Origin of the sequence: Bradyrhizobium sp. Y36 (assembly GCF_002531575.1) — a bacterium.
Lineage (GTDB): Bacteria > Pseudomonadota > Alphaproteobacteria > Rhizobiales > Xanthobacteraceae > Bradyrhizobium.
The window spans coordinates 290,316-314,989 of the sequence record NZ_NWTI01000004.1; the positions used below are offsets into that span (position 1 = coordinate 290,316).

Annotated in this window: 25 protein-coding genes; 11 read left to right on the forward strand and 14 right to left on the reverse strand. The window is 65.0% G+C overall.

Annotation, left to right across the window (positions count from 1 at the left end):
• Positions 1-12: 12 nt before the first annotated feature.
• Positions 13-828, reverse strand: a complete 816-nt coding sequence (fabI, locus tag CO669_RS10115; RefSeq protein ID WP_097659655.1) for an enoyl-ACP reductase FabI — start codon at positions 826-828, stop codon at positions 13-15.
• Between the two features lie 173 nt (positions 829-1,001).
• Here fabI and CO669_RS10120 point away from each other — a divergent pair, with 173 nt between their 5' ends.
• Both CO669_RS10120 and CO669_RS10125 read left to right on the forward strand, forming a co-directional pair.
• Positions 1,002-1,490 (forward strand): sigma-70 family RNA polymerase sigma factor, encoded by a 489-nt coding sequence (locus CO669_RS10120; protein WP_097659779.1) that lies wholly within the window; start codon positions 1,002-1,004, stop codon positions 1,488-1,490.
• Between the two features lie 106 nt (positions 1,491-1,596).
• Positions 1,597-2,367 carry an anti-sigma factor family protein gene (locus tag CO669_RS10125; protein WP_097659656.1) on the forward strand — a complete coding sequence of 257 codons (771 nt, stop codon included), beginning with the start codon at positions 1,597-1,599 and terminating at the stop codon, positions 2,365-2,367.
• Between the two features lie 314 nt (positions 2,368-2,681).
• Here CO669_RS10125 and CO669_RS10130 read toward each other — a convergent pair whose 3' ends face one another.
• Both CO669_RS10130 and CO669_RS10135 read right to left on the reverse strand, forming a co-directional pair.
• Positions 2,682-3,644 carry a DnaJ C-terminal domain-containing protein gene (locus tag CO669_RS10130; protein ID WP_097659657.1) on the reverse strand — a complete coding sequence of 321 codons (963 nt, stop codon included), beginning with the start codon at positions 3,642-3,644 and terminating at the stop codon, positions 2,682-2,684.
• A 108-nt stretch (positions 3,645-3,752) separates the two neighbouring features.
• On the reverse strand, positions 3,753-4,181 hold the full coding sequence (locus CO669_RS10135; RefSeq protein WP_245444258.1) for an RT0821/Lpp0805 family surface protein: 429 nt from the start codon (positions 4,179-4,181) through the stop codon (positions 3,753-3,755).
• A 92-nt stretch (positions 4,182-4,273) separates the two neighbouring features.
• Between CO669_RS10135 and pdxH the strand changes: the two genes are divergently transcribed.
• Together pdxH and CO669_RS10145 are read left to right on the forward strand one after the other, a co-directional pair.
• Positions 4,274-4,915, forward strand: coding sequence for a pyridoxamine 5'-phosphate oxidase (pdxH, locus tag CO669_RS10140; RefSeq protein WP_097659658.1), 642 nt, complete (start codon positions 4,274-4,276; stop codon positions 4,913-4,915).
• 25 nt (positions 4,916-4,940) lie between these two features.
• Positions 4,941-5,693: an SDR family NAD(P)-dependent oxidoreductase gene (locus tag CO669_RS10145; RefSeq protein ID WP_097659659.1), complete on the forward strand. Its 753-nt coding sequence runs from the start codon at positions 4,941-4,943 to the stop codon at positions 5,691-5,693.
• A gap of 150 nt (positions 5,694-5,843) precedes the next feature.
• Here CO669_RS10145 and CO669_RS10150 read toward each other — a convergent pair whose 3' ends face one another.
• Both CO669_RS10150 and CO669_RS10155 read right to left on the reverse strand, forming a co-directional pair.
• On the reverse strand, positions 5,844-6,062 hold the full coding sequence (locus CO669_RS10150; RefSeq protein ID WP_097659660.1) for a hypothetical protein: 219 nt from the start codon (positions 6,060-6,062) through the stop codon (positions 5,844-5,846).
• A 184-nt stretch (positions 6,063-6,246) separates the two neighbouring features.
• Positions 6,247-7,224: a magnesium transporter CorA family protein gene (locus tag CO669_RS10155; RefSeq protein WP_097659661.1), complete on the reverse strand. Its 978-nt coding sequence runs from the start codon at positions 7,222-7,224 to the stop codon at positions 6,247-6,249.
• 337 nt (positions 7,225-7,561) lie between these two features.
• Between CO669_RS10155 and CO669_RS10160 the strand changes: the two genes are divergently transcribed.
• Positions 7,562-8,248 (forward strand): L,D-transpeptidase, encoded by a 687-nt coding sequence (locus CO669_RS10160; RefSeq protein WP_097659662.1) that lies wholly within the window; start codon positions 7,562-7,564, stop codon positions 8,246-8,248.
• 36 nt (positions 8,249-8,284) lie between these two features.
• Here the strand turns inward: CO669_RS10160 and CO669_RS10165 are convergent, their stop codons facing one another.
• A complete protein-coding gene (locus CO669_RS10165; RefSeq protein ID WP_097659663.1) occupies positions 8,285-9,382 on the reverse strand; it encodes an extensin family protein in 1,098 nt (365 codons plus the stop codon).
• A gap of 64 nt (positions 9,383-9,446) precedes the next feature.
• Between CO669_RS10165 and CO669_RS10170 the strand changes: the two genes are divergently transcribed.
• Together CO669_RS10170 and CO669_RS10175 are read left to right on the forward strand one after the other, a co-directional pair.
• Positions 9,447-11,075, forward strand: coding sequence for a fatty-acid--CoA ligase (locus CO669_RS10170; protein ID WP_097659664.1), 1,629 nt, complete (start codon positions 9,447-9,449; stop codon positions 11,073-11,075).
• Between the two features lie 165 nt (positions 11,076-11,240).
• Positions 11,241-12,095: a DUF1499 domain-containing protein gene (locus CO669_RS10175; protein ID WP_097659665.1), complete on the forward strand. Its 855-nt coding sequence runs from the start codon at positions 11,241-11,243 to the stop codon at positions 12,093-12,095.
• A gap of 113 nt (positions 12,096-12,208) precedes the next feature.
• On the opposite strand, the gene CO669_RS10180 is transcribed toward CO669_RS10175, so the two are convergent.
• The 4 genes from CO669_RS10180 to CO669_RS10195 all read right to left on the reverse strand — a co-directional run bounded on the left by CO669_RS10180 (position 12,209) and on the right by CO669_RS10195 (position 17,655).
• Positions 12,209-13,129: an MBL fold metallo-hydrolase gene (locus tag CO669_RS10180; protein WP_097659666.1), complete on the reverse strand. Its 921-nt coding sequence runs from the start codon at positions 13,127-13,129 to the stop codon at positions 12,209-12,211.
• A 190-nt stretch (positions 13,130-13,319) separates the two neighbouring features.
• Positions 13,320-14,534 carry an acyl-CoA dehydrogenase gene (locus CO669_RS10185; protein WP_097659667.1) on the reverse strand — a complete coding sequence of 405 codons (1,215 nt, stop codon included), beginning with the start codon at positions 14,532-14,534 and terminating at the stop codon, positions 13,320-13,322.
• 139 nt (positions 14,535-14,673) lie between these two features.
• Positions 14,674-15,750 (reverse strand): 3,4-dihydroxy-2-butanone-4-phosphate synthase, encoded by a 1,077-nt coding sequence (gene ribB / locus CO669_RS10190; protein WP_097659668.1) that lies wholly within the window; start codon positions 15,748-15,750, stop codon positions 14,674-14,676.
• Between the two features lie 174 nt (positions 15,751-15,924).
• Positions 15,925-17,655 carry a cation:proton antiporter domain-containing protein gene (locus CO669_RS10195; RefSeq protein ID WP_097659669.1) on the reverse strand — a complete coding sequence of 577 codons (1,731 nt, stop codon included), beginning with the start codon at positions 17,653-17,655 and terminating at the stop codon, positions 15,925-15,927.
• 67 nt (positions 17,656-17,722) lie between these two features.
• Between CO669_RS10195 and CO669_RS10200 the strand changes: the two genes are divergently transcribed.
• Together CO669_RS10200 and CO669_RS10205 are read left to right on the forward strand one after the other, a co-directional pair.
• Positions 17,723-18,250, forward strand: coding sequence for a DUF3124 domain-containing protein (locus tag CO669_RS10200; protein ID WP_198963948.1), 528 nt, complete (start codon positions 17,723-17,725; stop codon positions 18,248-18,250).
• Positions 18,251-18,344: 94 nt separating this feature from the next.
• Positions 18,345-19,577, forward strand: a complete 1,233-nt coding sequence (locus CO669_RS10205; RefSeq protein WP_097659671.1) for an aminotransferase-like domain-containing protein — start codon at positions 18,345-18,347, stop codon at positions 19,575-19,577.
• 6 nt (positions 19,578-19,583) lie between these two features.
• On the opposite strand, the gene hpaD is transcribed toward CO669_RS10205, so the two are convergent.
• Together hpaD and CO669_RS10215 are read right to left on the reverse strand one after the other, a co-directional pair.
• Complete coding sequence (gene hpaD, locus CO669_RS10210) at positions 19,584-20,438, reverse strand: 3,4-dihydroxyphenylacetate 2,3-dioxygenase (RefSeq protein ID WP_097659781.1); 855 nt, start codon at positions 20,436-20,438, stop codon at positions 19,584-19,586.
• Positions 20,439-20,456: 18 nt separating this feature from the next.
• Positions 20,457-20,729, reverse strand: coding sequence for a helix-turn-helix domain-containing protein (locus tag CO669_RS10215; protein ID WP_174719210.1), 273 nt, complete (start codon positions 20,727-20,729; stop codon positions 20,457-20,459).
• Between the two features lie 157 nt (positions 20,730-20,886).
• Between CO669_RS10215 and CO669_RS10220 the strand changes: the two genes are divergently transcribed.
• Both CO669_RS10220 and CO669_RS10225 read left to right on the forward strand, forming a co-directional pair.
• Positions 20,887-21,339, forward strand: coding sequence for a hypothetical protein (locus tag CO669_RS10220; protein ID WP_198963931.1), 453 nt, complete (start codon positions 20,887-20,889; stop codon positions 21,337-21,339).
• Between the two features lie 151 nt (positions 21,340-21,490).
• A complete protein-coding gene (locus CO669_RS10225) occupies positions 21,491-21,721 on the forward strand; it encodes a hypothetical protein (protein WP_063203543.1) in 231 nt (76 codons plus the stop codon).
• A 182-nt stretch (positions 21,722-21,903) separates the two neighbouring features.
• On the opposite strand, the gene CO669_RS10230 is transcribed toward CO669_RS10225, so the two are convergent.
• Both CO669_RS10230 and CO669_RS10235 read right to left on the reverse strand, forming a co-directional pair.
• Positions 21,904-22,722 carry an aldo/keto reductase gene (locus CO669_RS10230; protein ID WP_097659674.1) on the reverse strand — a complete coding sequence of 273 codons (819 nt, stop codon included), beginning with the start codon at positions 22,720-22,722 and terminating at the stop codon, positions 21,904-21,906.
• 270 nt (positions 22,723-22,992) lie between these two features.
• On the reverse strand, positions 22,993-24,567 hold the full coding sequence (locus CO669_RS10235; RefSeq protein ID WP_097659675.1) for an alkaline phosphatase D family protein: 1,575 nt from the start codon (positions 24,565-24,567) through the stop codon (positions 22,993-22,995).
• Positions 24,568-24,674 lie beyond the last annotated feature (107 nt).

Genomic DNA, 24,674 nt, shown 5'->3' on the forward strand with positions numbered 1-24,674 from the left:
CCGGATTTAGCGCTAGTCCTTCCCGCCGAACGAGATATCCGGCGCGTCGGGCCGCTTCATGCCGAGCACGTGATAGCCGGAATCGACGTGATGCACCTCGCCGGTGACGCCGCGCGAGAGATCGGAGAGCAGATACAGCGCGCTACCGCCGACGTCCTCGGTCGACACGTTGCGCCGCATCGGCGAATTGTTCTCGTTCCACTTCAGGATATAGCGGAAGTCGCCGATGCCGGATGCCGCGAGCGTCTTGATCGGGCCTGCCGAGATCGCGTTGACGCGGATGTTCTTCTCGCCGAGATCGGCGGCGAGATAGCGCACGCTGGCCTCGAGGGCCGCCTTGGCGACGCCCATCACGTTGTAATGCGGCATCCACTTCTCGGCGCCGTAATAGCTGAGGGTGATGAGCGAGCCGCCGTCCGTCATCAGCTTCTCGGCGCGCTGCGCCACGGCCGTGAACGAGTAGCAGGAGATCAGCATCGACTTGGAGAAGTTCTCTGCCGTGGTATCGACGTAGCGGCCGTCGAGCTGCTCGCCATAGGCGATCGCGTGCACCAGGAAGTCGATCTTGCCCCACTTCTCCTTCAGCACCGCGAACGCAGCATCGATGGTCGCGGCATCGGTGACGTCGCAATGGCCGAGCACGAGACCACCGATCTCGGCGGCGAGCGGCTCGACGCGCTTCTTCAGCGCATCGCCCTGATAGGTGAAGGCGAGCTCGGCGCCGGCGGCGTGGCATGCCTTGGCGATGCCCCAGGCGATCGAGCGGTTGTTGGCGAGGCCGAGGATCACTCCGCGCTTGCCCTGCATCAGACCTGAATTCTGCGCCATTTCTGAACGTCCCGTCGCACTCTTGGTAAGGTCTGGAGGTACACCAGCCCTCCCCTGCGGTACAGCCCTAATACGCCGCGTTAACGCTGTTTCGAGCGCCGGAATAGCCGTTCCATTCGGGTGTTATGATCGCTATGGGCGCTCGCGCCCGACATCAGGACGTCAAGACCGCAATGAGCGCGTTTCGCCAGAGTGTGGAAGCCATGATCCCGGCGTTGCGCCGCTACGCCCGCGCGCTGACGCGCGATGCGGACGCGGCCGACGATCTGGTGCAGGACACGCTGGTGCGGGCGCTGCGTTCGGAGCGCTTGTTTCTCGGGGGCGATGTCAGGAGCTGGCTCTACACGATCCTGACCAACCTCAACAAGAATCGACGGCGTTCACTGGCACGGCGGCCGCAATTCATGCAGCTGACGGAGAACAACCCGGATGCCAGCGGCACCGAAGCCGAAGGGCGCGACATCGAGAGGGCGCTGGCGACGCTGGTCGAGGAGCAGCGCTCGGTGCTGCTGCTGGTGATGCTGGAGGGCATGAGCTACCGCGAGGTCGCCGACATCCAGGGCGTGCCGATCGGCACCGTGATGTCACGCCTCGCCCGCGCCCGCGCCCACGTCAAGGCCTCGCTGGAGGGCGAGCGCCCGGCGCTCAGGCGGGTGAAATGATGGCAGGGTTGATGCATCGCGTAGTGTCCGCATGCAGTTCTTCGATGCAGCGAACGAAATTGAGCTTTGAACGACTTTTAGGGCCACAGAGCCAGAGACGATCAATATGAACGACCGCAATATCCCAGTGACCGAGGACGAACTGCACGCCTATGTCGACGGCGAGCTGCCGGCCGAGCGCCGCGCCGATGTCGAGGCCTGGCTTGCCGCCCACCCCGAGGATGCCGAACGGGTGCAGTCCTGGCGGACCATGGCGGAGATGCTGCACGCCCGCTACGATTCCATCGCCCAGGAGCCGGTGCCGGCACGGCTGGAGCTCGAGCGGCTGGAGCGCCGCCCGCGGCAATGGCTCTATGGGGCCGCCGCGGCCGTGCTGGTCGCCTTCGTGGCCGGCGGCACGGCCGGCTGGGTCGCGCATGGCGCCGCCAGCGCACCTTCGACCTTCCAGAGCTTCACGGCGGACGCACTCGACGCCCACCGCCTCTATGTCGTCGAGGTCCGCCACCCCGTCGAGGTCGGCGGCAACGAGCGCGACCACCTGCAGGCGTGGCTGACCCGGCGCTGCGGCTGGACCGTGTTCGCGCCGAACCTGGAAGGCAGCGGACTGAAGCTCGTCGGCGGCCGGCTCTTGCCGGGGCCGAACGGTCCGGCGTCGTTCCTGATGTATGAGGGCACGTCGGGCGAGCGCTACACGATCTACACCGCCAAGACCGAGAATGGTGCGACGCAAATGCGTTACGCCAGGACGGACAAGGACGGCGCATTGTTCTGGGCCGAGCGCGGCGTGGGCTACGTCGTCAGCGGCGGCGGCGATCGCGAGCGGCTGACCAAGGTGGCGCAGGCCGTCTACGATCAGGCCGAGAAAAACGGCACCTAGACGACCGCCCGAGCGCGGTGCCTAGATTCCGTCATTGAAAATTTGGAATCAGGACATCGGCGCGTCTCATTATCGCACCGGATGATCACGCGAAAATGAGCAGCGTTCGATCCGCCGATCGACGCGGGCGGCCTCGATTGGGGTTTTTGGTACCGCGCTGGTCCCCCTCTCGAGGCCGCACCTTTTTATCGGCTGCCCCGCCGGACAGCCGACACGTCGAATTCGTGAAGCGCTACCACGCCTCAGGCATATGATGGGCATCATCTCCAGGACGATGCCCTAGGCCTTTAGGAGAACCCCTTTAGTTCGAACGCCTAGCCGAGCCCGCTACGTGGATTGTAGGGGTGTTGGTCCCGCCACTTCTCCATCAATGCTTCAAGCTCGGCGTCGTTCCCATCCGGTAGCATAATCCTGATGGTGACGAAGAGATCCCCGGTTCCACCAGATTTTGGCAGGCCTTTGCCCTTGAGGCGGAAAGTCCGGCCGCTGGAGGTGTTTTTGGGGACCGAAAGCTCCACGGCATTGCCGAGGGTAGGCACCCGGACCTTGCCGCCGAGCACCGCCTCGTAGAGCGCGACCGGCAGGTCGATCCTGAGGTCGGCACCCTCGACCTTGAAGAACGGGTGCGGCGCGATGTTGATCGTGATCAGGAGGTCGCCGGGCGGATGGCCCTGTGCGCTCTCGCCCTGCCCCCGGAGGCGGATCTGCTGGCCCTCGGTGACGCCAGCCGGAATCTTGACGTTGAGCTCCTTGCCTGTCGGCAAGCGGACGCGCTTCTCGCCACCCTTGACCGACTCTTCCAGCGAGACGGACATGGCGACGTTGACGTCGAGATCGAGCCCGACCCCGCCAGTGTCGAACTCGAACTGCCCGGCACCGCCTGCTCCGGGACGCGCACCGCGCATCCCGCCGCCGAACATGCTGTTGAGAATGTCCTCGAACGCGCCGCCGCCCGCGCCGGGACCACCGCCGGAGCGGAACGAATAGCTTTCGAACCCGCCCGGACCGGCGCGGCCGCGCGGCCCGCCGCCGCCCGGAAACCCCTGAAAGCGCGGCTTGCCCTCGGCGTCGATCTCGCCGCGGTCGAACTGCTTGCGCTTGTCCTCATCGCCGATGATCTCGTTCGCCGAGTTGATCTCGGAGAAGCGCTCGGCGGCTTTCGGGTCGTCCTTGTTGCTGTCGGGATGATGCTTCTTGGCAAGCTTGCGATAGGCGCTCTTGATCGCGGCAGCGCTGGCGCTCCGCGGCACCCCCAAGACCTCATAGGGGTCGCGCATCCGTCACGTCTCCTTCAAGATATCGAATTGTTCCAAGGGCTCCCCGCCCCACCTGCGGTCCATGTGGGGGCGGAGTGGCATTTTTGCAACTAGTCAGGCGAGCGAATCCTAGCTCCGCCACGGCTTTAGCGTATGAATCTCCCAACGGCCACGGCTGCTTTGGCAGCCGGCGCCCTGGAGCCAGCTCTCGGTCTTGCCGTTGACGTAGCTTGCCAGGAAATCACGGCATTTGCGGCCGTCCTCGGCGGCATAGGACTGCGCGATCGGCGTCACCGAGCCGCGTGCCCCGGTGTCCGGATTCTCCCAGTGCTGGCTGGAATCCTTGTCGCCCTTGCTGAGGACGTCGGAGGCGGCGTTGCGGGCAAAGGCGAGATCGGTCTCGGTCGGCGGGGCGTCCTTGGCCGGCGTCGCAATCGAGCCGGTCAGGTCGCTGTCGTCGGCCTTGGCGTAGGCACTCTTGTCACCGCGGGAAAAGCTGCAGCCGCCGGTGCCGAGCCCGATGAGAATGATCGTCAGGACAACGCCGGACGGCCGCATCGCCGATAGGCCAACGCGTCCCCATGCCCTATATAGGGCGGTAGCGGACAACAACGCGTTTTGGGCCGCGGGACGCAACTCGGACTCCAGACATGACCGACACGACCTCGATGAAACACCAGACACCCTTAACATCCGGTGATTTCACCGCCGCCGACGAGCCATTTGCGCTGTTCGAGAGCTGGCTGAACGAGGCGATCAAGAGTGAGCCGAACGATCCGAACGCCATGGCGCTGGCAACCGTCGACCCTGACGGCCTGCCTGATGTGCGCATGGTGCTGATGAAAGGCTTCGATACCGAGGGTTTTGTGTTCTACAGCCACATCGCGAGCCAGAAGGGCCGCGAACTCGCCGCAAATCCTAAGGCCGCTTTACTTTTTCACTGGAAGTCGCTCCGCCGTCAGGTTCGCATCCGCGGCAACGTGACGCCGGTGACCGACGCCGAGGCCGACGCCTATTTCGCCACCCGGCCGAAGCAGGCGCAGATCGGGGCCTGGGCGAGCAAGCAGTCCGAGGCACTGGAGAGCCGCTTCGCCTTCGAGCAAGCCATCGCGAAAGTCGCGGCCAGACACGTCATCGGGGAAGTGCCGCGGCCGCCGGGCTGGAGCGGCTGGCGCGTCACCCCCTCGCGGATCGAGTTCTGGCACGACCGCCCGTTCCGCTTGCACGACCGCATCGAATTTCGCCGTGACGCGGCCGGCCAACCGTGGTCCAAGACGCGGATGTATCCGTAAGACTGGGCCGACCTGAAAGATGTCCATGCCGCATTCGTCCAATGCGCCGCGCCGCACGCTGCTCCTGACCGGAGCCAGCCGCGGGATCGGCCACGCCACCGTGATCCGCTTCTCGTCCGCGGGCTGGCGCGTCATCACCTGCTCGCGGCATCCGTTTCCGGAGGACTGCCCGTGGGACGCCGGCCCCGAGGACCACATCCAGGTCGACCTCGCCAACCCCGCGGATACGACGCGCGCGATTTCCGACATCCGCAACCGGCTCGAAGGCGGCACGCTGCATGCGCTGGTCAACAATGCCGCGATTTCGCCGAAGGGCCCCGGCGGCTCCCGCCTCGGGTCGGTCGACACCGATCTCGACACCTGGACGCACGTCTTCCACGTCAACTTCTTCGCGCCGATCATGATCGCGCGCGGGCTGATCGAGGAATTGAAGGCGGCCAAGGGCTCGGTCGTGAACGTCACCTCGATCGCCGGCTCGCGCGTGCACCCGTTCGCGGGCGCCGCCTACGCCACTTCGAAGGCCGCGCTCGCATCCCTGACGCGCGAGATGGCGTCCGATTTCGGCCGCGTCGGCGTGCGCGTGAATGCGATCGCGCCGGGCGAGATCGACACCTCGATCCTGTCGCCGGGCACCGAGAAAATCGTCGAACAGCAGATCCCGATGCACCGCCTCGGCACGCCCGACGAGGTCGCCAAGATCATCTACGTGCTGTGCACGGACACCAGCTCCTACGTCAACGGCGCCGAGATCCACATCAACGGCGGCCAGCACGTGTAGGTGTCACCGTCATTGCGAGCGGCTTGTCCGCCGAAGCTCAAGGAGCGGCGGCGCAAGCGAAGCAATGACGCAATTGGAATAGTGCTGAGGGAAGCAAGGCGATCCAGACAACGCCGCCGCAAGACCTGGATCGCCCTTACCTTCCGTTCCTCAATCGATTCGAATCCGACGCGACCTGTCGCGCGGCCGCGGAGCGGCCGTGCTGAATGCGGTCGAGCAGTCGTCGTCGTTCTCACCGTCGAGCAGCGGAGCACCACAGTGCCGGCACATGCGCACCGACATCGACGACGCCTTGCCGCTCGTCATCGCCTGACGATAGTTCGCCAGGTCGATGACGTTGCGGGGCGACGTTATGTGTTTTTCAACCATGGTTGTTCCTCGCGGCTACGCACTGCTTATCGCAGACAAGTTTCGCGCAAACGTTCAGCCCACCGCTCAAATTTTACCGGAGGAATTGGGGCACTGAGCACTCATCACCGCGCGGCCGCAATCCCGCTCTATTCTGCGACACCAACCACCGTGTCTCTGCGAACGGCGTAAGGTCTCGGTAGTATTACAGCCACTTCTTGAACTTGAAGATCCAGTACGGGACGATCGCGGCGATCAGCATCATCACCAGCGCCATCGGATAACCGTGCACCCATTCGAGTTCCGGCATGGCCTTGAAGTTCATGCCGTAGATCGAGGCGATCAGCGTCGGCGGCATCAGGACGACGGCCATGACCGAGAACAGCTTGATGATGTTGTTCTGCTCGAGATTGACGACACCGAGCATGGCGTCGAGCACGAAGGTGATCTTGCTCGAGAGATAGGAGGCGTGGTCGGTCAGCGAGACGACGTCGCGCTGCATGGTCTTGAGCTGCTCGCGCATGTCCTTCGACCATTTCACCCCCTCCACCACCGCCGAGAGGAAGGCGACGACGCGGCCGATCGAGACCAGGCTCTCGCGGACCTTGGAGGTCAGGTCGCCCTTGCGGCCGATCGAGATCAGGATCTGGGAATATTGCTTGGCGTGGCCGTGGCGCTCGCTCTCCGGCTCGAAGATGTCGTGGCTGACCTGGTCGATCTCGGCGCCGCAGCGCTCCAGGATGTCGGCGCAGCGGTCGATCACGGCGTCCAGCAGCTCCATCAGCACCGTCTCGCCGGTGACGGAGGGCGTGCAGGAGCGGGCGAGCTTGGCCTCGACCAGGGCGAAGGGCTTCGGCAAATCGTAGCGCACCGTCACCAGGCGGTGGTCGCCGAGGATGAAGGTCACCGCCGTGGTCCTGGGCATGTCGGTATCGGAGTGGCACATCAGCGTCGCGGTCATGTAGCGCGCGCCGTTCTCGATGTAGAGACGGCTGGAGATCTCGATCTCCTGCATGTCTTCCCGGGTCGGGATGGCGATGCCCGCGAGCCGCTCCACCGCCTTGTCCTCGGCCGCACTGGGATTGACCAGATCAATCCAGACCGCGTTTTCCGGCAATGCCGCGAGATCCTCGACCACGACCTTCTTCAGGGCAGACTCGGAGGGAACAAACACCGAAAACATGCACGACTCCGACAGTACCTGCGACAGAATGACAGCCCTTAGCGCGATTCTGGCCAGTTCACGATGACATCTGCATTAAGGAAGCGTTTGCATTTGTGGCAGCGCCATGGCTCAACTGTGGCACGGAATCGACAGTCCGGCTCCCGTAGCCCAAAAATCTTCACGGGACCGCAAAATTTGCGGCAGAAAAGCCACAGGTAAGCTCTCGCAGCGCGGGAAAAGGGCTTCAGTGCTGGAATTGTGGCAGATTTCAACGATAATGGGATTAACGGAGTCGAGGAACTTGGGCGTTAAGCTCAGGTATTCCGCACGGTATTGTTTTGATTGGAACCAAACCATGTCGTCGCTGAAAGTTACGTTTGGGATTTTGGCCGCTGGCCTGATGCTGTCGGGCTGCATGCAGGCCACGCATTTCGAGGCGACCGACACCAAGGCCTTCAAGCCGAAGGACAAGGAACTGCTTGCCAAGGTCCGCTACGAGAACACCCCGGTTGCGGAGCCGTTCCGCCGTGCCATCGTCGACTATCACCGCAAGGAGTCGCCGGGCTCGATCGTGGTCGATTCCGACAACCATTACCTTTACTACGTGCAGGAAGGCGGCAAGGCGATCCGTTACGGCATCACCGTCGGCGAAGAAGCCATGGCCTGGTCCGGTATCGCCAAGGTCGGCAGCAAGACCGAGTGGCCGGCCTGGCACCCGACCCCGGGTGAGATCTCGCGCCTGGGCGTGCCGACCTATGTCGCGCCCGGCCCGGACAATCCGATGGGCTCGCGCGCGATCTACCTCTATTCCGGCGGCAAGGACACGCTGTTCCGCATCCACGGCACCAACCAGCCGGAATATATCGGCGCCTCGATCTCGTCGGGCTGCATCCGCCTGACCAACGAGGACGCGATCGACCTCTATGACCGCGTCAAGGTCGGCACGATCGTGGTCGTGCTCGAGCCGAAGCACGGCGACTCCCCCTACAATTCGCGGCTGGCGCTCGGCAGCAGCCAGACCGGCCAGGCGGGCAGCTACTGATCGCTTGCTGATTTCCGAGATTTAAAAGCGCCGGTTTCACCGGCGCTTTTTTGTTGCCGGCTTGTGCGGCTGAGACTTGCTGCCTTCGGCCGCCGGCTTCTCCGCGGGCGCGGGTGCCTTCTCCGCCTCCTCGTCAGCGCCTTCCCTGGTCTCGGGCTTGGCCGCGACCTCGCGCGGGGGCGCCTCCTCCGGACGTTCCGCCGGCAATAGCGGGGCGATTTGCGGCAGCGGCTCCCAGACGTTCCACTGGCAGATCCGGTAGTCGTTGCGCCGCTGCGCCAGATCGAGATGGATGTGGTCCTCGTGGTACCAGTCCGAGCCCGGGCCGAGCACGGTGGAAAAGCGGGAACAGACCGAGTGCAGCACGCGCTCGCGCACCTCGCGCGGCATGGTGCGGTCGGTCAGGCCGATCGACTGCCCGTTGGCGAGCTTGATGCCGCGAACGTCAAGCGCGTTGGCCTTGCCATGTTCGGACAGCAGCGCGCCGGCGACGCGGTTGCGGCCGCGGCACTCGAAGCTGTCGAAATTGTCGAGTTCGCCAATGGTCGTGCCGAGGCTGGTGGCCAGCGGCACCATGTCCTTGCGCAGCCAATCGGCGATGGCGGAAGCCATGGTGCAGCGGAGGATCGCCGCCGGCTTGACCGTCACCTTGCGCTTGTCCGGCAGTATGACGGCCTCCAGCCGCACCAGATCCTCGCCGCCGCAGGCGCCGGGACCGCGGATGTCGGGAATGGAGGGCGCGATCGCAATCTCCTCGGTCAGCGCCAGACGGCAGGCCGAAGCCTGCTTCTCGGGCGGCGGCGCGGCCTCGGCGGGCTTGTTGGCGGCCGGTTTATCGGCCGACGCCTTGTCGGAGGAAGGTTTGCCCTCGGCCTCGGCCGGGGCCTGTTCCTGCGCCTTGGGCGCCTCCTCGGGGCGCGGCCTGGGGAGCGGGATCCGGGCGGCATGAACCGCCTTGTGCGGCCGTGGCGCGGCAATGCCGAAAATGTCCAGCGGCGAATTATATTTTCGCGCCTCGGCCCTCTCGGCGAGCAGGAGCGACAGCCCGAGCGCAGCGGTAACCATTGCCGCGCCAGCGGACATATAGCCGCGACAAGACCATTTGCGGCGAAAGTCCGGCAGGCTAAAACTCATGGCAATCTTTGGCCCAACGCTGAGAGCGACAACGCGCCCAGCGACTTCTCGGAGGAACGTCGGAATGCTTGGTTTGATGCAAGATTGGCCCCTGCTCTGCCACCGGATCATCGAACACGCCGCCAGGATTCACGGCAAGCAGGAGGTCGTCACGCGATCGGTCGAGGGACCGATCCATCGCACCACCTATGCCGAAATTCACAAGCGCGCGCTCAAGGTCTCGCAGGTGCTGGAGCGCGACGGCATCAAGCTCGGCGACCGCGTCGCCACGATCGCCTGGAACACCTGGCGCCATCTCGAGGTCTGGTACGGCATCATGGGGATCGGCGCCATCTGCCATACCGTCAATCCCCGCCTTTTCCCCGAGCAGATTGCCTGGATCATCAACCATGCGCAGGACCGCATCGTGATGACCGACCTCACCTTCGTTCCGGTCCTGGAGAAGATCGCCGACAAGCTGGGAAGCGTGGAGCGCTACGTCGTTCTGACCGACAAGGCGCATATGCCCGAGACCACGCTGAAGAATGTCGTCGCCTACGAGGACTGGATCGCGGAGGCCGACGGCCAATTCAAATGGAAGGACTTTGACGAGAACACGGCAGCCGCGATGTGCTACACGTCCGGCACGACGGGCGATCCGAAGGGTGTGCTGTATTCGCATCGCTCCAACGTGCTGCACGCGCTGATGGCCAACAATGTCGACGCGCTCGGCACCAGCGCGTCCGAGACAATGCTGCCGGTGGTTCCGCTGTTCCATGCCAACAGCTGGGGCATCGCCTTCTCCGCGCCCTCGCAAGGCACCAAGCTGGTCATGCCCGGCGCCAAGCTCGACGGCGCCTCGGTCTACGAGCTGCTCTCGACCGAGAAGGTGACGCACACCGCCGGCGTGCCCACGGTGTGGCTGATGCTGCTCCAGCACATGTCCGCCAATAACCTCAAGCTGCCGGACCTGAAGATGGTGATCTGCGGCGGCTCGGCGATGCCGCGCTCGATGATCAAGGCCTTCCTCGACATGGGATCGAACGTGCGTCACGCCTGGGGCATGACCGAGATGAGCCCGATCGGCAGCGTCGCGGCGCTGAAGCCGCCGTTCCAGAACGCGACGGGCGATGCACGGCTCGACGTGCTGCAGATGCAGGGCTATGCCCCCTTCGCGGTCGAGATGAAGATCACCGACGATGCCGGCAAGGAGCTGCCCTGGGACGGCAAGACGTTCGGCCGCCTCAAGGTTTCCGGCCCCGCCGTGGCCAAGGCCTATTACCGCGTCGACAGCAACATCCTCGACGAGGAGGGCTTCTTCGACACCGGTGACGTCTCGACCATCGACGAGGACGGCTACATGCGGATCACCGACCGTTCCAAGGACGTCATCAAGTCCGGCGGCGAGTGGATCTCCTCGATCGACCTCGAGAACCTCGCGGTCGGCCATCCGGCCGTGGCGGAAGCCGCCGTGATCGGCGTGTTCCACCCCAAATGGGACGAGCGCCCGCTTCTGATCGTCCAGCTCAAGCAAGGCCAGCAGGCCACGCGCGAGGACATCCTGGCTTACATGGACGGCAAGATCGCCAAATGGTGGATGCCCGACGACATCGCCTTCGTCGACGGTATTCCGCACACGGCGACCGGCAAGATCCTGAAGACGGCGCTGCGCGACCAGTTCAAGGACTACCGCTTCCCGAACGCGGCGGCGTAAGTCCATCGCTCGAACGTCATTCCGGGGCGATGTGAAGCATCGAACCCGGAATGACGGGAGTAGCGGCCCCCACCCTTGAATTTGCCCCCGGGCCGTGGTCTCAACGGCTCATCGTCGCGCCGCGTCGGCCGGCACCTCTTCAGAAGCCCCGGCAGAGCTCACCCGATGGCCCGCAGGTTTTCCGCTCCCTATCAGTCGGAGCCCGTGTCCAGCCTCGCCAGCTGGGCGCGCAATCTGGCCGTGTTCGCGGTGGTGGCGGTGGTGGTCTCGATCATCATCGTCCGCTTCGATTTCCTGGAGCCGAAGCCGGCGCTTGCGACCTTCTTCGGCGGCCTTGCGATATCAGGCCTCTCGATCCTGTTCGGGCTCGCCGGCTTTGCCGCGATCTGGCAGAACGGCTCGCGCGGCATGGCGCGCATCCTGCTCGCCTTCCTGATCGACGGTGCGATCCTGGCCTATCCAGCCTATCTGGCCTTGCAATATCGCAAGCTGCCGGCGATCTACGACATCACCACCGATCCGATCGATCCGCCGCGTTTCGAGGCGCTGGCGCGACTGCGCACCGGCGAGGGCGCCAACCCCGCGGTCTATGCCGGCCTCTATTCGGCGGAGCAGCAGCGCCACTTCTACCCTGATATCGAGCCCGTCGAGCTCGAGATTTCCGTCGACCGCGCCTATGCGATCGCGCTGCAGCTCGTCAACAAGCGCAAATGGATCGTCATCGACGAGCGCGCCCCGCAGCCGCCGCGCCGCATCGGCCGCATCGAGGCGGTGGCACGCACGCCGATCATGGGGTTTCGCGAGGACATCTCGATGAGGTTCGTGGCGGACGGCGATGATTCCCGCGTCGATATCCGCTCGGCCTCGCGCAATTTCGACAGCGATCTCGGCAGCAACGCCGCGCGCGTCAAGAAATTCATCGAGGATCTCAACACCGCCGCCGATGCCGATGCGCTCAAGCCCGTAAAGAAGACGCCGGTGACGCCGCCGAAGGCGCCGGCAAAGACGGTGAAGAAATAGGCCCAGCCGTCATTCCGGGGCGTGCGAAGCACGAGCCCGGAATCCATTCATCGACAAATGTTGCGGCCCGATGGATTCCGGGTTCCCGCTTCGCGAGCCCCGGAATGACGAGGTTAGCTTGCCATCCGATACGTCCCGCCAATCACGGGATCGCCGTCGGTCGCCACGACACCGCGCGCGACCAGATCTTCCAGATGCGCCAGCACCGAGTAACCGGCCGCGGTGGTGAGACGCGGATCGATGCCGATATAGATCGCGCGCACCATGGTCGGGATGTCGGTCTCGCCCTTGGCGAGGCGGTGCAGGATCGAGGCCTCACGCGCCTTGCGGTGACGGATCAGGAAGCGCACGAAACGCTGGCCTTCCTGGATCTCCGGGCCGTGGCCGGAGAAATAGAGATCCTCATCGCGGGCGGCGAGCCGGTCGAGCGAATCCATGTAATCGATCATCGAGCCATCGGGCGGCGCCACGATCGAGGTCGACCAGCCCATCACATGGTCGCCGACGAAATTGAACTTTCGCTCCGGCCAAGCGAAGGCCAGATGATTGGCGGTGTGCCCGGGCGTTGCCACGGCCTCGAGCCGCCAGCCGTCGCCTTCGACGACGTCGCCATGGGAGATCCTGATGTCGGGCACGAAGTCCCTGTCAGAGCCGGATTCCGGATTGTGCTTCTCGCTCTCGAAGCGCGGGCGCGAGGCCCGGTGCGGGCCCTCGGCATAGACTGGTGCGCCGGTCGCCTGCTTGATCCGCGCGGTATTCGGCGAATGGTCGCGATGGGTGTGGGTGACGAAGATGTGGCTCACCGTCTCGCCGCGCACGGCCTCGAGCAGCGCTCCCGCATGCGCCGCATCGTCCGGACCGGGATCGATGATCGCGACGTTGCCGGTGCCGACGATGTAGCTGACCGTGCCGGTGAAGGTGAACGGGCTCGGATTGTTGCAGAGCACGCGGCGCACGCCCGGACGGACTTCCTCGACGATGCCCGGCTTCAGCGGAAAGTCGCGGTTGAACGGGACGTCGTCATTGTCGGACATGGGACTTCCTGTACGTGCCGCCAACACTCTCTGCCGTCATACCCCGCGAAGGCGGGGTATCCAGTACGCCGTGGCGCCTGAGGTGAAAGCGAGGTCTCTGGAATACCGGATCGTCCGCCCCAGTGCGCAACTGCGCACAAGGCGAACGATGACAGCGGAGCAATGCAGCCACCACGGAATTCCGCGGCGACTAAAAGAACGCCTGAATGCCCGTGATGGCACGACCCAGGATCAGGGCGTGGACGTCGTGGGTGCCCTCGTAGGTGTTGACCGTCTCGAGGTTATGGACGTGGCGCATCACGTGGTACTCGGCCGAGATGCCGTTGCCGCCATGCATGTCGCGGGCGACGCGGGCGATGTCGAGGGCCTTGCCGCAATTGTTGCGCTTCATGATCGAGATCATCTCGGGCGCGAACTTGCCCTCGTCCATCAGCCGGCCGACGCGAAGCGAGCCCTGCAGGCCGAGCGCGATCTCGGTCTCCATGTCGGCGAGCTTCTTCTGCACCAGCTGGGTGGCGGCGAGCGGCTTGCCGAACTGCTTGCGGTCGAGCGTGTACTGACGGGCGCGGTGCATGCAGTCCTCGGCGGCGCCCATCGCGCCCCAGGAGATGCCGTAGCGGGCGCGATTGAGACAGCCGAACGGGCCCTTGAGGCCGGAGACGTTGGGCAGCAGCGCGTCCTCGGGGACGACGACGCCGTCCATCACGACTTCGCCGGTGATGGAGGCGCGCAGCGAGAGCTTGCCGCCGATCTTCGGCGCGGACAGGCCCTTCATGCCCTTCTCCAGCACGAAACCGCGGATCTGGTTGTCGTGGGCGGCCGACTTGGCCCAGACCACGAACACGTCGGCGATCGGCGCATTCGAGATCCACATCTTGCTGCCGGTGAGGCGATAGCCGTCCGCGACCTTCTCGGCGCGGGTCTTCATGCCGGCCGGATCGGAGCCGGCATCGGGCTCGGTCAGGCCGAAACAGCCGACCCACTCGCCGCTGGCGAGCTTGGGCAGGTACTTCTTGCGCTGGTTCTCGTCGCCATAGGCGTAGATCGGATACATCACCAGCGAGGACTGCACCGAATTCATCGAGCGATAGCCGGAATCGACCCGCTCGATCTCGCGCGCGACGAGGCCGTAGGCAACGTAGCTCGCATTGGCGCAGCCATATTCCTCGGGCAGCGTGATGCCGATCAGGCCGAGCTCGCCCATCTCGTTGAAGATCTCGCGATCGGTCTTCTCTTCGAGATAGGCCTTGGTGACGCGCGGCAGCAGCTTGTCCTGCGCGTAGGCGCGCGCGGTGTCGCGCACCATGCGCTCGTCTTCGGTCAGTTGCTCGTCGAGCAGGAACGGATCGTCCCATTGGAAAGAGGCCGCAGCCGGCTTGTCCTTGGCCTGGGGGCGCACGCTCATGAAACGTCCTTTCGCGTCTGGTTCCGTCAAGAATTGCCCGACAAACTAAAGCGCCGCGGCAACAAGTGCAATTGCGTTGCAGATGTACGGGTCTGCGTGAATCCCGGAGACGTGCGCCGCTCGCCCCGGCGCGACGGCGCTAGCTCTCGAGCTGCTCGTTGGCGACGATCTCGATGCCGAAGCCCGACAGGCCCTTGTAGTCGTGCACCGAGGAGGTGAGATGCCGGATCGAGGTGACGCCGAGATCGCGCAGGATCTGCGCGCCGACGCCGACTTCGCGCCACTGGCGGTTGCGGTCGGCCTCCGTTGCCGACTCGTCCGGCAGCGCCGCCACGGGAACGCCGGCCGCGCCGTCGCGCAAGTACACCAGCACCCCGCGCCCCGATTTCTTGAAATGTTCGAGCACGGCGGCCATGCGCTTGTGGCCGGTAAAGATGTCCTTGACGATGTTCGGCTTGTGAAAGCGCGTCAGCACGTTCCTGCCGTCGCCGACGCCGTTATAGACGAAGGCGACGTGGGCGATGGAATCGAACGGCGAGCGGTAGGCATAGCCCTGCAGGGGTCCGATCGGGCTTTCGGTGACGAAGGTGGAGACCCGCTCGATCAGCTTCTCGCGCGCTTGGCGATAGGCGATCATGTCCGCGATGGTGACGTGCTTCAGCTTGTGTTTGGCCGCGAACTGCGCGACCTGCTCGCCCTTCATCACGCTGCCGTCGTCGTTCATCAATTCGCTGATGACGCCGACCGGCGGCAGGCCGGAGAGCTTGCAGAGGTCGACGGCCGCTTCGGTATGGCCGGAGCGCAAGAGCACGCCGCCGTCCTTGGCGATCAGCGGGAAGATATGGCCGGGACGGGCGAAATCGTTGGCGCCGACATTCGGATTGGCGAGCGCGCGGCAGCACGAGGCACGCTCCTCGGCCGAGATGCCGGTGCCGCCGTCGGGCTTGTAGTCGATCGAGACCGTGAACGCGGTGGTGTGCGCGGAATCGTTATGGGCCACCATCGGATCGAGCCGCAGGCGGCGCGCGTCCTCCGTGGTCACGGGCGCGCAGACGATGCCGGAGGTATGACGGATGATGAAGGCCATCTTCTCGGCGGTGCAGAGCGAGGCGGCGACGATCAAATCGCCCTCGCCCTCGCGGTCGTCGTCGTCGGTGACGACCACGAGTTCACCCCGGGCAAAGGCTTGCAAGACTTCCTGGACGCTATCGGGCATGTCCCAATCTCTATCGGTTATGGGCGGGAGGCTTAGCCGGACTTGGGGCCCCGCGCTAGTGTCCTGGACGCAACCGCATATGCCGCGGGCAGGCCCGCCCAATTGCGGCGGGCTTGCACCGAAGATACCAGGGATATAAGCGCGGATTGCCGGGGCGGAAGCGGCCGGTCCCCGTCAGGGCAGCACTTCGCGGCGCTCGCCAAGCCGCTGGTCGAGCTCGGCGCGCTTGTCGGCCAGCAGGCCGGCCTGCGCGGCCTCGATCACGGTAAACAGCTCATGAGCGTCGCTGAGCCGGGTCACGGTGACGTAGCTGGCGCCTGCCGCATAGAGCTCGTCCACGTCCGACAGCAGGTCGGCTGTGGCAACGATCATGGCGGTCGGATTCAGGGTGCGGACGTGACGGACCAGCTTCTCGTTGCTGGCGCCCTTCAATAACGCATCCGGCACGCTGAGGATGATCATCTCGGACTTGCCGACGCCGGCATGAAGCAGCGTATCGGCGCTGCTGATGTCGCCATAGATCACGTGCAGGCCGCGCGACAGCAACGTCTGGTACACATTGGGGTTGAAATCGATCACGGTGATCTGCTCCAGCAGCACCGGCGCCTGCCGCTCGATCTCGGCCAGCAGCGCGCTCGCCGCACGGAAAAAGCCGAGGATGACGATGCGGCGGGCCTCGCCATGGCCGCCCTCGTGCCCCTCCTCGCCGTGACCGTTGCCGTGGTCGAGGTCGCGCAGGCCGATCCGCTTCAAGGGTCCGATCGCCCAGCGGGTGATCTCGTCGCTGCGGCTCATCGCGAAGGTCGAGAGCACCGCCAGCACCACGAAGGCGAAGGAGGCGGCATTCGCCGTCTCGGCTGCGATGTGGTGGTCGGCGACGCCGGTCTGGATCACCACCAGCGAGAATTCCGAGATCTGCGCGAGGTTCAGCGCCGGCAACAGGCTGGCGCGCAGGCCCTGCTTCATCAGATAGAGCGGCGTGAAGGTGGTGACGAGGCGGCTCACCACCGTGAAGGCGGCGATCATCAGCGCCAGCCCGATCACGGACAGGCCCGGGACGGGAATGGTCATGCCGAGCGCGACGAAGAACAGGGTGATGAAGAAGTCGCGCAGCGTCGTGACCTTGGCGGTGACGTCGAGCGCGTAAGGAAAGGTCGAGAGCGAGACGCCGGCGATCAGCGCGCCCATCTCGCGCGACAGCGACAGCCGCTCGGCGGTCTCGGCGACGAGAAAGCACCAGGCCAGCGCGCCGAGCAGGATCAGCTCGGGACGACGGGCGATCTGGTGGAAGAGCCGCGGCAGCACGTAGCGGCTGACCAGCAGCGCGGCGGCGACCAGCACCGCGACCCGGCCGATCGAGAGCAGGATGACGCTGGCCTGCAGATTGGCGAGGCTCGGCTGCACCGCCAGGAACAGGATGGCGAAGATGTCCTGCAGCACCAGCACGCCGAGCGTGATGCGCCCCGGCAGCGTGTCCAGCTCGCGCTTCTCGTAGAGCACCTTGACGATGATCACGGTGCTCGACAGCGCGCAGGCGACGCAGAGATAGACGGCATCGAAATGCCCGCCGCCGAGCGACAGGCCGATGCCGACGAAAAACAGGACCCCGAGCAGGCAGCCGCCGACCAGCTGGCCGCCCGCCGCGAACAGGATCACCTTTCCCGCCCGCACGATCTTCTTCAGGTCGATCTCCAGCCCGATCATGAACAGCATGAAGATCAGACCGAGCTCGGAGATGACGCCGATCGAGTCCTGCGAATGGACCCAGCCGGCGCCGAATGGACCTATGCAAAAGCCGGCGATAAGATAGGCCAGTATCAGCGGTTGCCGGGAGAAATGGGCGAGCAAGCCCAGCATCCAGGCAAACAGAATACAGAGAGTGATGTCGCGAATGAGCTCGTGCATACCAAATTGGTCCGTTTTGCCGCACCCTAGAGACAGGTTGCGGCGCGGCAAGCGAGCAATTCGTCACATGCAAAAGGGGCTGCTCGCAGCAATGCTGCTATGCCCCCTCGCCTTTGCCGTGCCCGCGGCCGCACAATCCAAGGTCAATATTGAACAGAACTTTGCCGATTCCCTCACCGCAATGCCAAAGGAGGAACTCGTCGTCTCCGGCGGGTTCTACGTGCCGGCTTACTCCAGCGTGGCCATGAGCCAGGGCAAGCTGCGCGTCGACTTCTCGGTGACCTTGAGTGTTCACAACGCCTCCGAGACCCAGCCGCTGGTGATCAAACGCATCGCCTATTTCGACACTGCAGGCAAGCAGGTCGAGTCCTACCTGAAAGGCCAGGTGGCGCTGAAGCCGCTGGCCACCGTCTCGATCTTCATTCCGACCGACGACGTGCGCGGCGGGACCGGGGCCAATTTCCTGGTCGACTGGGCCGCGACCGGCGAGATCGCCGAGCCCGTGGTCGAGGCCCTGATGGTTGGCGGCGTCGTTAATGCGCATTACGCTTTCATCAGCCAGGGCCGTCCGACCCGGACGGTGGCGAAGAAGTAAGGCCGTCCGACCAGGACGGCCGGCAAGAACAAGAAACAAGGTTGGCCGGTGCAACGCCGACTGGCTCAACAAGAACAAAACGAGGAACGCCCCCATGACGTCCAGCTTCGATTTCGCGCCCCTGTTTCCGGCGGGGCTGCCTGCCCCCTCTGCGCGCTGGACGGGCCTTGCCAAATACAGCTTCGTCGGCGGCAACAACGATTCCGAGCAGGTCCCGCTCGACGAGCTGATTGAGGCGACCAACGCGGTGCTGCGGCGCGAGGGCCGCTCGCTCGCCACTTACGGGCTGGCGCATGGGCCGCAGGGCTATCTTCCCTTGCGCGAATTCCTGGTGACGAAACTCAAGCGCGATGCCGGCATCAGCTGCACCGTCGACGATCTCCTGATCGTCTCCGGCTCGCTGCAGGCACTCGACCTCGTCAACGCCACGCTGCTGACGCGCGGCGACACCGTGATCTTCGAGCAGGACAGCTATCAGGGCTCGCTGACCCGCCTGGCGCGGCTCGGCGTCAATGTGGTGGGCGTCCCCCTCGACAAGGACGGCATGCGCATGGACGCGCTCGCCGCCACGCTGGCCGACCTCAAGAGCCGCGGCATCCGCCCGAAATACATCTATACCATCCCGACCGTGCAGAACCCGACCGGCAGCATCATGCCCGAGAGCCGCCGCGCCGAGCTGGTGCGGCTCGCGACAGAGTACGGCGTGCCGATCTTCGAAGACGATTGCTATGCCGACCTCGTCTGGTCAGGACAGCGGCCGCCGGCGATCCACGCGATGAGCGAGAGCGGCGGCGTGATCCATATCGGCTCGTTCTCCAAATCGATCGCGCCGGCCTTGCGCGTCGGCTTCATCGTGGCGCCCTGGGCGGTGATGTCGCGGATGCTGGCGCTGAAGACCGATGCGGGCTCCGGTGCGCTGGAGCAGATGGTGCTTGCCGCCTATTGCAAGCCGCATTTCGCAAGCCATGTCCCGGCCCTGACCAAGGCGCTGCGCACCAAGCTCGACACGCTGATGGAGGCGCTGAACGAACAGTTCGGCACCGCCGCCGAATTCGAGGAGCCGAAGGGCGGCATCTTCCTGTGGGTGAAGCTGCCCGACCAGGTCGATACGCTGAAGCTCTATCAGGCCGCGCTCGCCGCGGGCGTCTCGATCAATCCGGGACCGGAATGGTCGACCGACAAGAGCCATTCCGCCTCCCGGCTCAGGCTGTGCTTTGCGAGTCCGACGCATCAGCAGATCCGCGAAGGTGTCGCGGTGCTGGCCGAGGTCTGCCGCAAGGAGTTCGGCGTGCCCGCCCGCAGCGCCAATGTGGAGAAACGGGCCTGAGCGGCCTCACGCCTCGACGTGAAACTCCACGTTGACCTGGCCACTTCCGGAGGACGGGAAGTAATCGCAGAGCTGCTCGGCGGCGCCCTGATAGTCGTACCAGCCGAGCGCGGCGAACAGCATGATGGTGTCGGCCATGCCGCCTTCGCCGTTGCACTTGGTGGCGTAGTCCGGAAGCATGTCGAGGAATTCGCGGTAGCGGCGGCTCTGCCACAGCTCGAGCACGCGCAGATCGACCTGGCGGTTGAACTCGCTGGCGATCGACGTCCACGCCTCGGGGCCGAGCTTCTTGTTCGGCCAGAGCCGGTGCGAGAGCGAACCGCTGGCCAGGATCGCGACCCGCTCGCCGGATTCGTCGATCGCCCGGCGGGTTGCCTCACCGAGGATGCGGCTCTCCTCGAACGAGGTGAACAGCGGCGAGGCGACCGAGACCACCTTCGCAAACCCGTCCGGGTTCATGTAGTGCATCGGCACGATGGTGCCGTATTCGAGCCCGAGGCTGGCCACCTGATGGGCGATCACGTTCAGGCCGGCATCCCCGGCCCTGCCGGCGATGGCCTCGGCCAGCTTCGTATCACCCGGCAGATCGTAGCGCAGATCCCGGATCATGTGCGGCGCCTCGTGGCTCGTAAACGAGCCGCGATGCCGCGCATTCGCGTTGATGTGGTAGCCGAAGTTGGAGAGCCAGTGGGTGTCGAACACGACGAAGCAGGTAACGCCGCGCTCTTGCGCCCGCCGGCCGAGCTCCCGCAAGGAGCTGATTGCCGGCTCGCGCGCATCGCGCAGCGGGCTGCCTGACAGCTCGGACAGCATCAATGATGGAACATGGGTGACCTTGGCGGCGAGAACGAGCTGCCCCATGCCGGTCACCTCGAAGCGTCAGGCCGCCTGGGGCTGGCTGCCGTGGATCGCGGAGGCGAGCCTCAGCAGAAGCACGATCGAGACGTTGCCCTTGCCGGCCTCGATCTGGGCGATATAGCGCTCGGAAATCCCGGAACGGCGGGCCAGCTCGCGGCGCGACAGGTCGCAGCGCATGCGCGAGGACCGCAGGCGATCACCCAGCTCACTCAGAAACTCGGTCTCGGAATACGGCGGCACGGCACAGCTCCCCGGCAGCACTTCGCCCGCAAAATCCATGACTTGATTCAGCATTGCTCTATCCAGGTTCGCCTTCGGGAAACGCCATCCTAGCCCGGAAAAGACCGCCCTCATTGACGCGGATCAAATTCGCGAGCGATCGGGGGCGGCCATGGACGGAAGCGGGCGGGATGCTACATTGGAATTCTTCGAGGCGGGGTTCTTTCAGGACATGACACGTGGTTTGAGCCGCGGAATCGCGGCAGCGATGCTGTGGGCGGCGACCTGCCCCACGGCAGGTGCCGAGACGCTGGCTGCGACGGTCGAGCAATGGGGCCTGCTCGGCTCATGGGCGGTCGACTGCGCGGCGAGGCCCGACCGCGACAAGGGCGCGCTCCTGACCTACGAGATCCGGAAGGACGGCCGGGTGATGTACCGGCGCGACTTCGGCGATGCCAGGGACGAGAACGAGGTGGTGTCGGCCACGGTGAACGCCGAGGGCCTGCTCAATGTCACGGTGTACTTCCCCTCTCTGCGCCAGGCGCGTGAGTTCGGGCTGCTGCTGGCGAAGGACGGCAGCCTGCGCGCGATCTACAATCGCAGCGAGCGCGGCGAGTACACGATCAAGGACGGCAAATACGTTGCGACGGCCGCGCCGACACCGACACAACACCGCTGCGACTGAGCGCTGCACTCGCGCGCGCTTTTCGAAACACCGCTCTGCGCTTGCACGAGCATGCCCTGTCTGAACAGCCGTTCAGAATTCTCCCGCAGTTCCTCCGGAACGTTCGCGTGAATGCGCGGTTTAAATCTGCATTCGATTGGAGGAGGACATCATGAAGAAGCTTGGTTATGTGGTTGCGGCCCTGGGCGCGCTCGCGATCGCGGCGCCGACGCTGGCAAGTGCGGAGACTGTGGTGATCAAGCGCGGCGGCTATCACCATCATCATCACGGCCCGTACGGCGCCCGCGCCGAATTCCGCGGGCATCGCGACTACGGCTGGCATCGCGGCCACCATCGCGACAAGGTCGTGGTGATCAAGCGCAGCCATCGCCACTGGGACTAACTGAGAACGCATATGGAAATGGCCCCTCACGGGGCCATTTTCTTTGCGCATCGTCAGTCTCGTAGGGTGGGCAAAGCGAAGCGTGCCCACCGCTTCCAAAGTGATTGAGGAGAGAGGGTGGGCACGGCGCAAGTGCGCCTTTGTCCACCCTACGCTTGTTGCCATGCGCGCGTAGATAGAAGCTAGTCCCACGCCGGCCCAAAGCCTGGATTGACGCAGCGCCTGTCCTTCGGCAGCGCGGCGATCTTCTGGCGGTCGGCATCGTCGAGCGTGATCTTCAGCGCATCGAGATTGGCCTGCTGGCTCTCACGGCGCGAGGCTTTCGGGATCGCGGCGACGCCGTCCTGGTCGAGCAGCCATTTCAGCGCCACTTGCGCCGCGGTCGCGTTGTGCCTGGCGCCGATCTCACCGAGCACCGGATCGGAAGCAATTTTGCCCTGCGCCAGCGGACAATAGGCCACCAGCGGGATCGACTTGACCTTGAGATAGGCCAGCACCTTCGATTGATCGAGCATGGCGTGATATTCGATCTGGTTGCAGGCGATCGGCGCCTTGACCTCCTCGACCGCGATTTTGAGCAGCGCCGTGGTGAAGTTCGCAACGCCGAGGGCGCGCGTACGCCCCTCCTCCTTCAGCTTCATCAAGGTCTCGAACACCGCGCCCCAATTCGCCGATGTCGATGGCCAGTGCACGAGATAGAGGTCGACATGGTCGAGCCTGAGCTTGGTCAGGCTGGCGTCGAAGGCGCGGCGGATCGCATCGGGATTGAGGTTCTCGTGCCAGACCTTGGTGGTGATGTGCAGCTCGTTCCGCGGCAGGCGGGATGCCGCGATCGCTGACCCGATCGGCTCCTCGTTCGCGTACATCTCGGCGGTGTCGATGTGGCGATAGCCGATCGACAGCGCGCTCTCGACCGCGGCGCGGCAGGCGTCGCCCTGCATGCGGAAGGTGCCGAGGCCGAGCTTGGGCATGCTGATGCCCTGTGTCTTCAGATTGTCCATGAACAGGCTCCTGACATATTGCGTCCCGCCGGTCGCGCGGTGAGGCCGCGAGGAACAGACTCTTCGGTGATGGAAAAGACGTGGCGGGAGACGCAAGTATAGCGAGGACGGCGGACGGCCGCCAATCAAGATCGGGTTAGGTGCGCGCGATGCATCCCGCCGTCATGGCGGGCCTGTCCCGGCCATCCACGCCCTGGTCCGCGGCACGAAGAACGTGGATGCCCGGGACAAGCCCGGGCATGACGACGCGGCAAGGCGTCGTACGCCCCCTCACGAATGCTGCGCGACCACGGCGGGCCGTGCCTGCCGCTGCGGCACGATGTCGACCGACCAGAGGTCGCGGTTGTCGACGTCCTTCAAGGTCACGGTCATCACGCCGCTCTTGCCATCGATGTCGACGCGGCCGAAGAATTGCAGTCCGAAGCATGGCGCAAGGTTCTCGCCTTGCGCGGCGCTGCAGCCGTTCTGGTACATCGCGGCCGGACCGAAGGTGTTGTCGAGCTCGCCCGGGCCCCAGCTGCCGGCATGCAGCGGGCCGGAGACGAACTCCCAGAACGGCTCGAAATCCTGAAACTGCGCCCGGTTCGGATCGTAGTAATGCGCGGCGGTGTAGTGCATGTCCGCAGTGAGCCAGACGACGTTGCGCACGCTCGCGCGCTTGATCGAGCTGAGCAGGTCGGCGATCTCGTGCTCGCGCCGGTCGGGCAGCCCGTCGCCGAGCGCGACGGCGTCCAGACTGATCAGGCCGATTGGCAGGTCGGCCGCGATCACCTTCCAGGTCGCGCGCGAGGCGGCGAGCTCGCGCTTGAGCCAGGCGAGCTGCTCGGCGCCGAGGATCCAGCCGCGCTTGTCATTGCCCTTGTTCCAGCTCTCGTCGCGGTAGCTGCGCATGTCGATCATGAAGACGTCCAGCAGCGGACCATAGGCGATCTTGCGATAGACCCGGCCCTGCCGCGCGCCGATGTCGCGGATCGGCATGAAGTCGAAGAAGGCGCGCCGGGCACGCGCGACCAGCCGCGGCGTGCCGTCATCCTCATGGCCGGAATCGTCGAAAGTGCCCGCGGGCGACCAGTCGTTGCTGACCTCGTGGTCGTCCCATTGCGCGAACATCGGGACTTCAGCGTGGAAGGCGCGGAAATGATCGTCGAGATGGTTGTATTTGTAGTTGCCGCGAAACTGCGCCAGCGTGTGCGCGACTTCGGACTTCTCCTCGGTCACGAGATTGCGCCAGGTCTCGCCGTTCGGCAGCGCCTGCTCGGCGGGAATCGTGCAGTCGGCGTAGATGTGATCGCCGGAATGGATGAAGAAATCCGGGCGGTTGTCGAGCATGGTGCGATAGCTGCGATAGCCGCCGCGCGAGATGTCGATGCCCCAGCCCTGTCCCGCGACATCACCCGACCACACGAACGAGATCGACCGGCCCGCGGCCGGCGCGGTGCGGAAATGGCCGACGCGGCTTTCGCCGGCAAGGCCGGTGGCGATGTCGTCGAAGCGCACGCGATAGAAGATGTCCTGTCCGGGCGGCAGATCGCTCAGCAGCAGCTTCGAGGTGAAATCGGCGTCGGGCAGAGCGTCGCGCGAAGCCGACGCGATGATGGTCTTGAAACTCTCGACGGTCGAGCATTCCACCTGCATCCGCGCGGGCCGGTCGGTGCGCGCCCAGATCACGGCGGAGTCGCCAGAGACATCGCCGGATTGAAGACCGCCTGCGATCTGCGGCCGGTCGGCGGCGCGGCTGAGGTGTGGCGCGGCGAGTGTGCCGAGCGAGGCGACGGCGAGACTGGAGGTCGAGCGGACCAGGAATTGCCGCCGGGTCCATGCGCACGATGCGCGGAGCGATGCCATTCAGGAAACCTTCGTCGAATCGCGACGGAAGGTGCCTGCGCCGTTTGACTCCCGGCTGACGGTTTCTTGACCCCAGGCCTACGGTTTTGCGACGCGAAAATGACGGC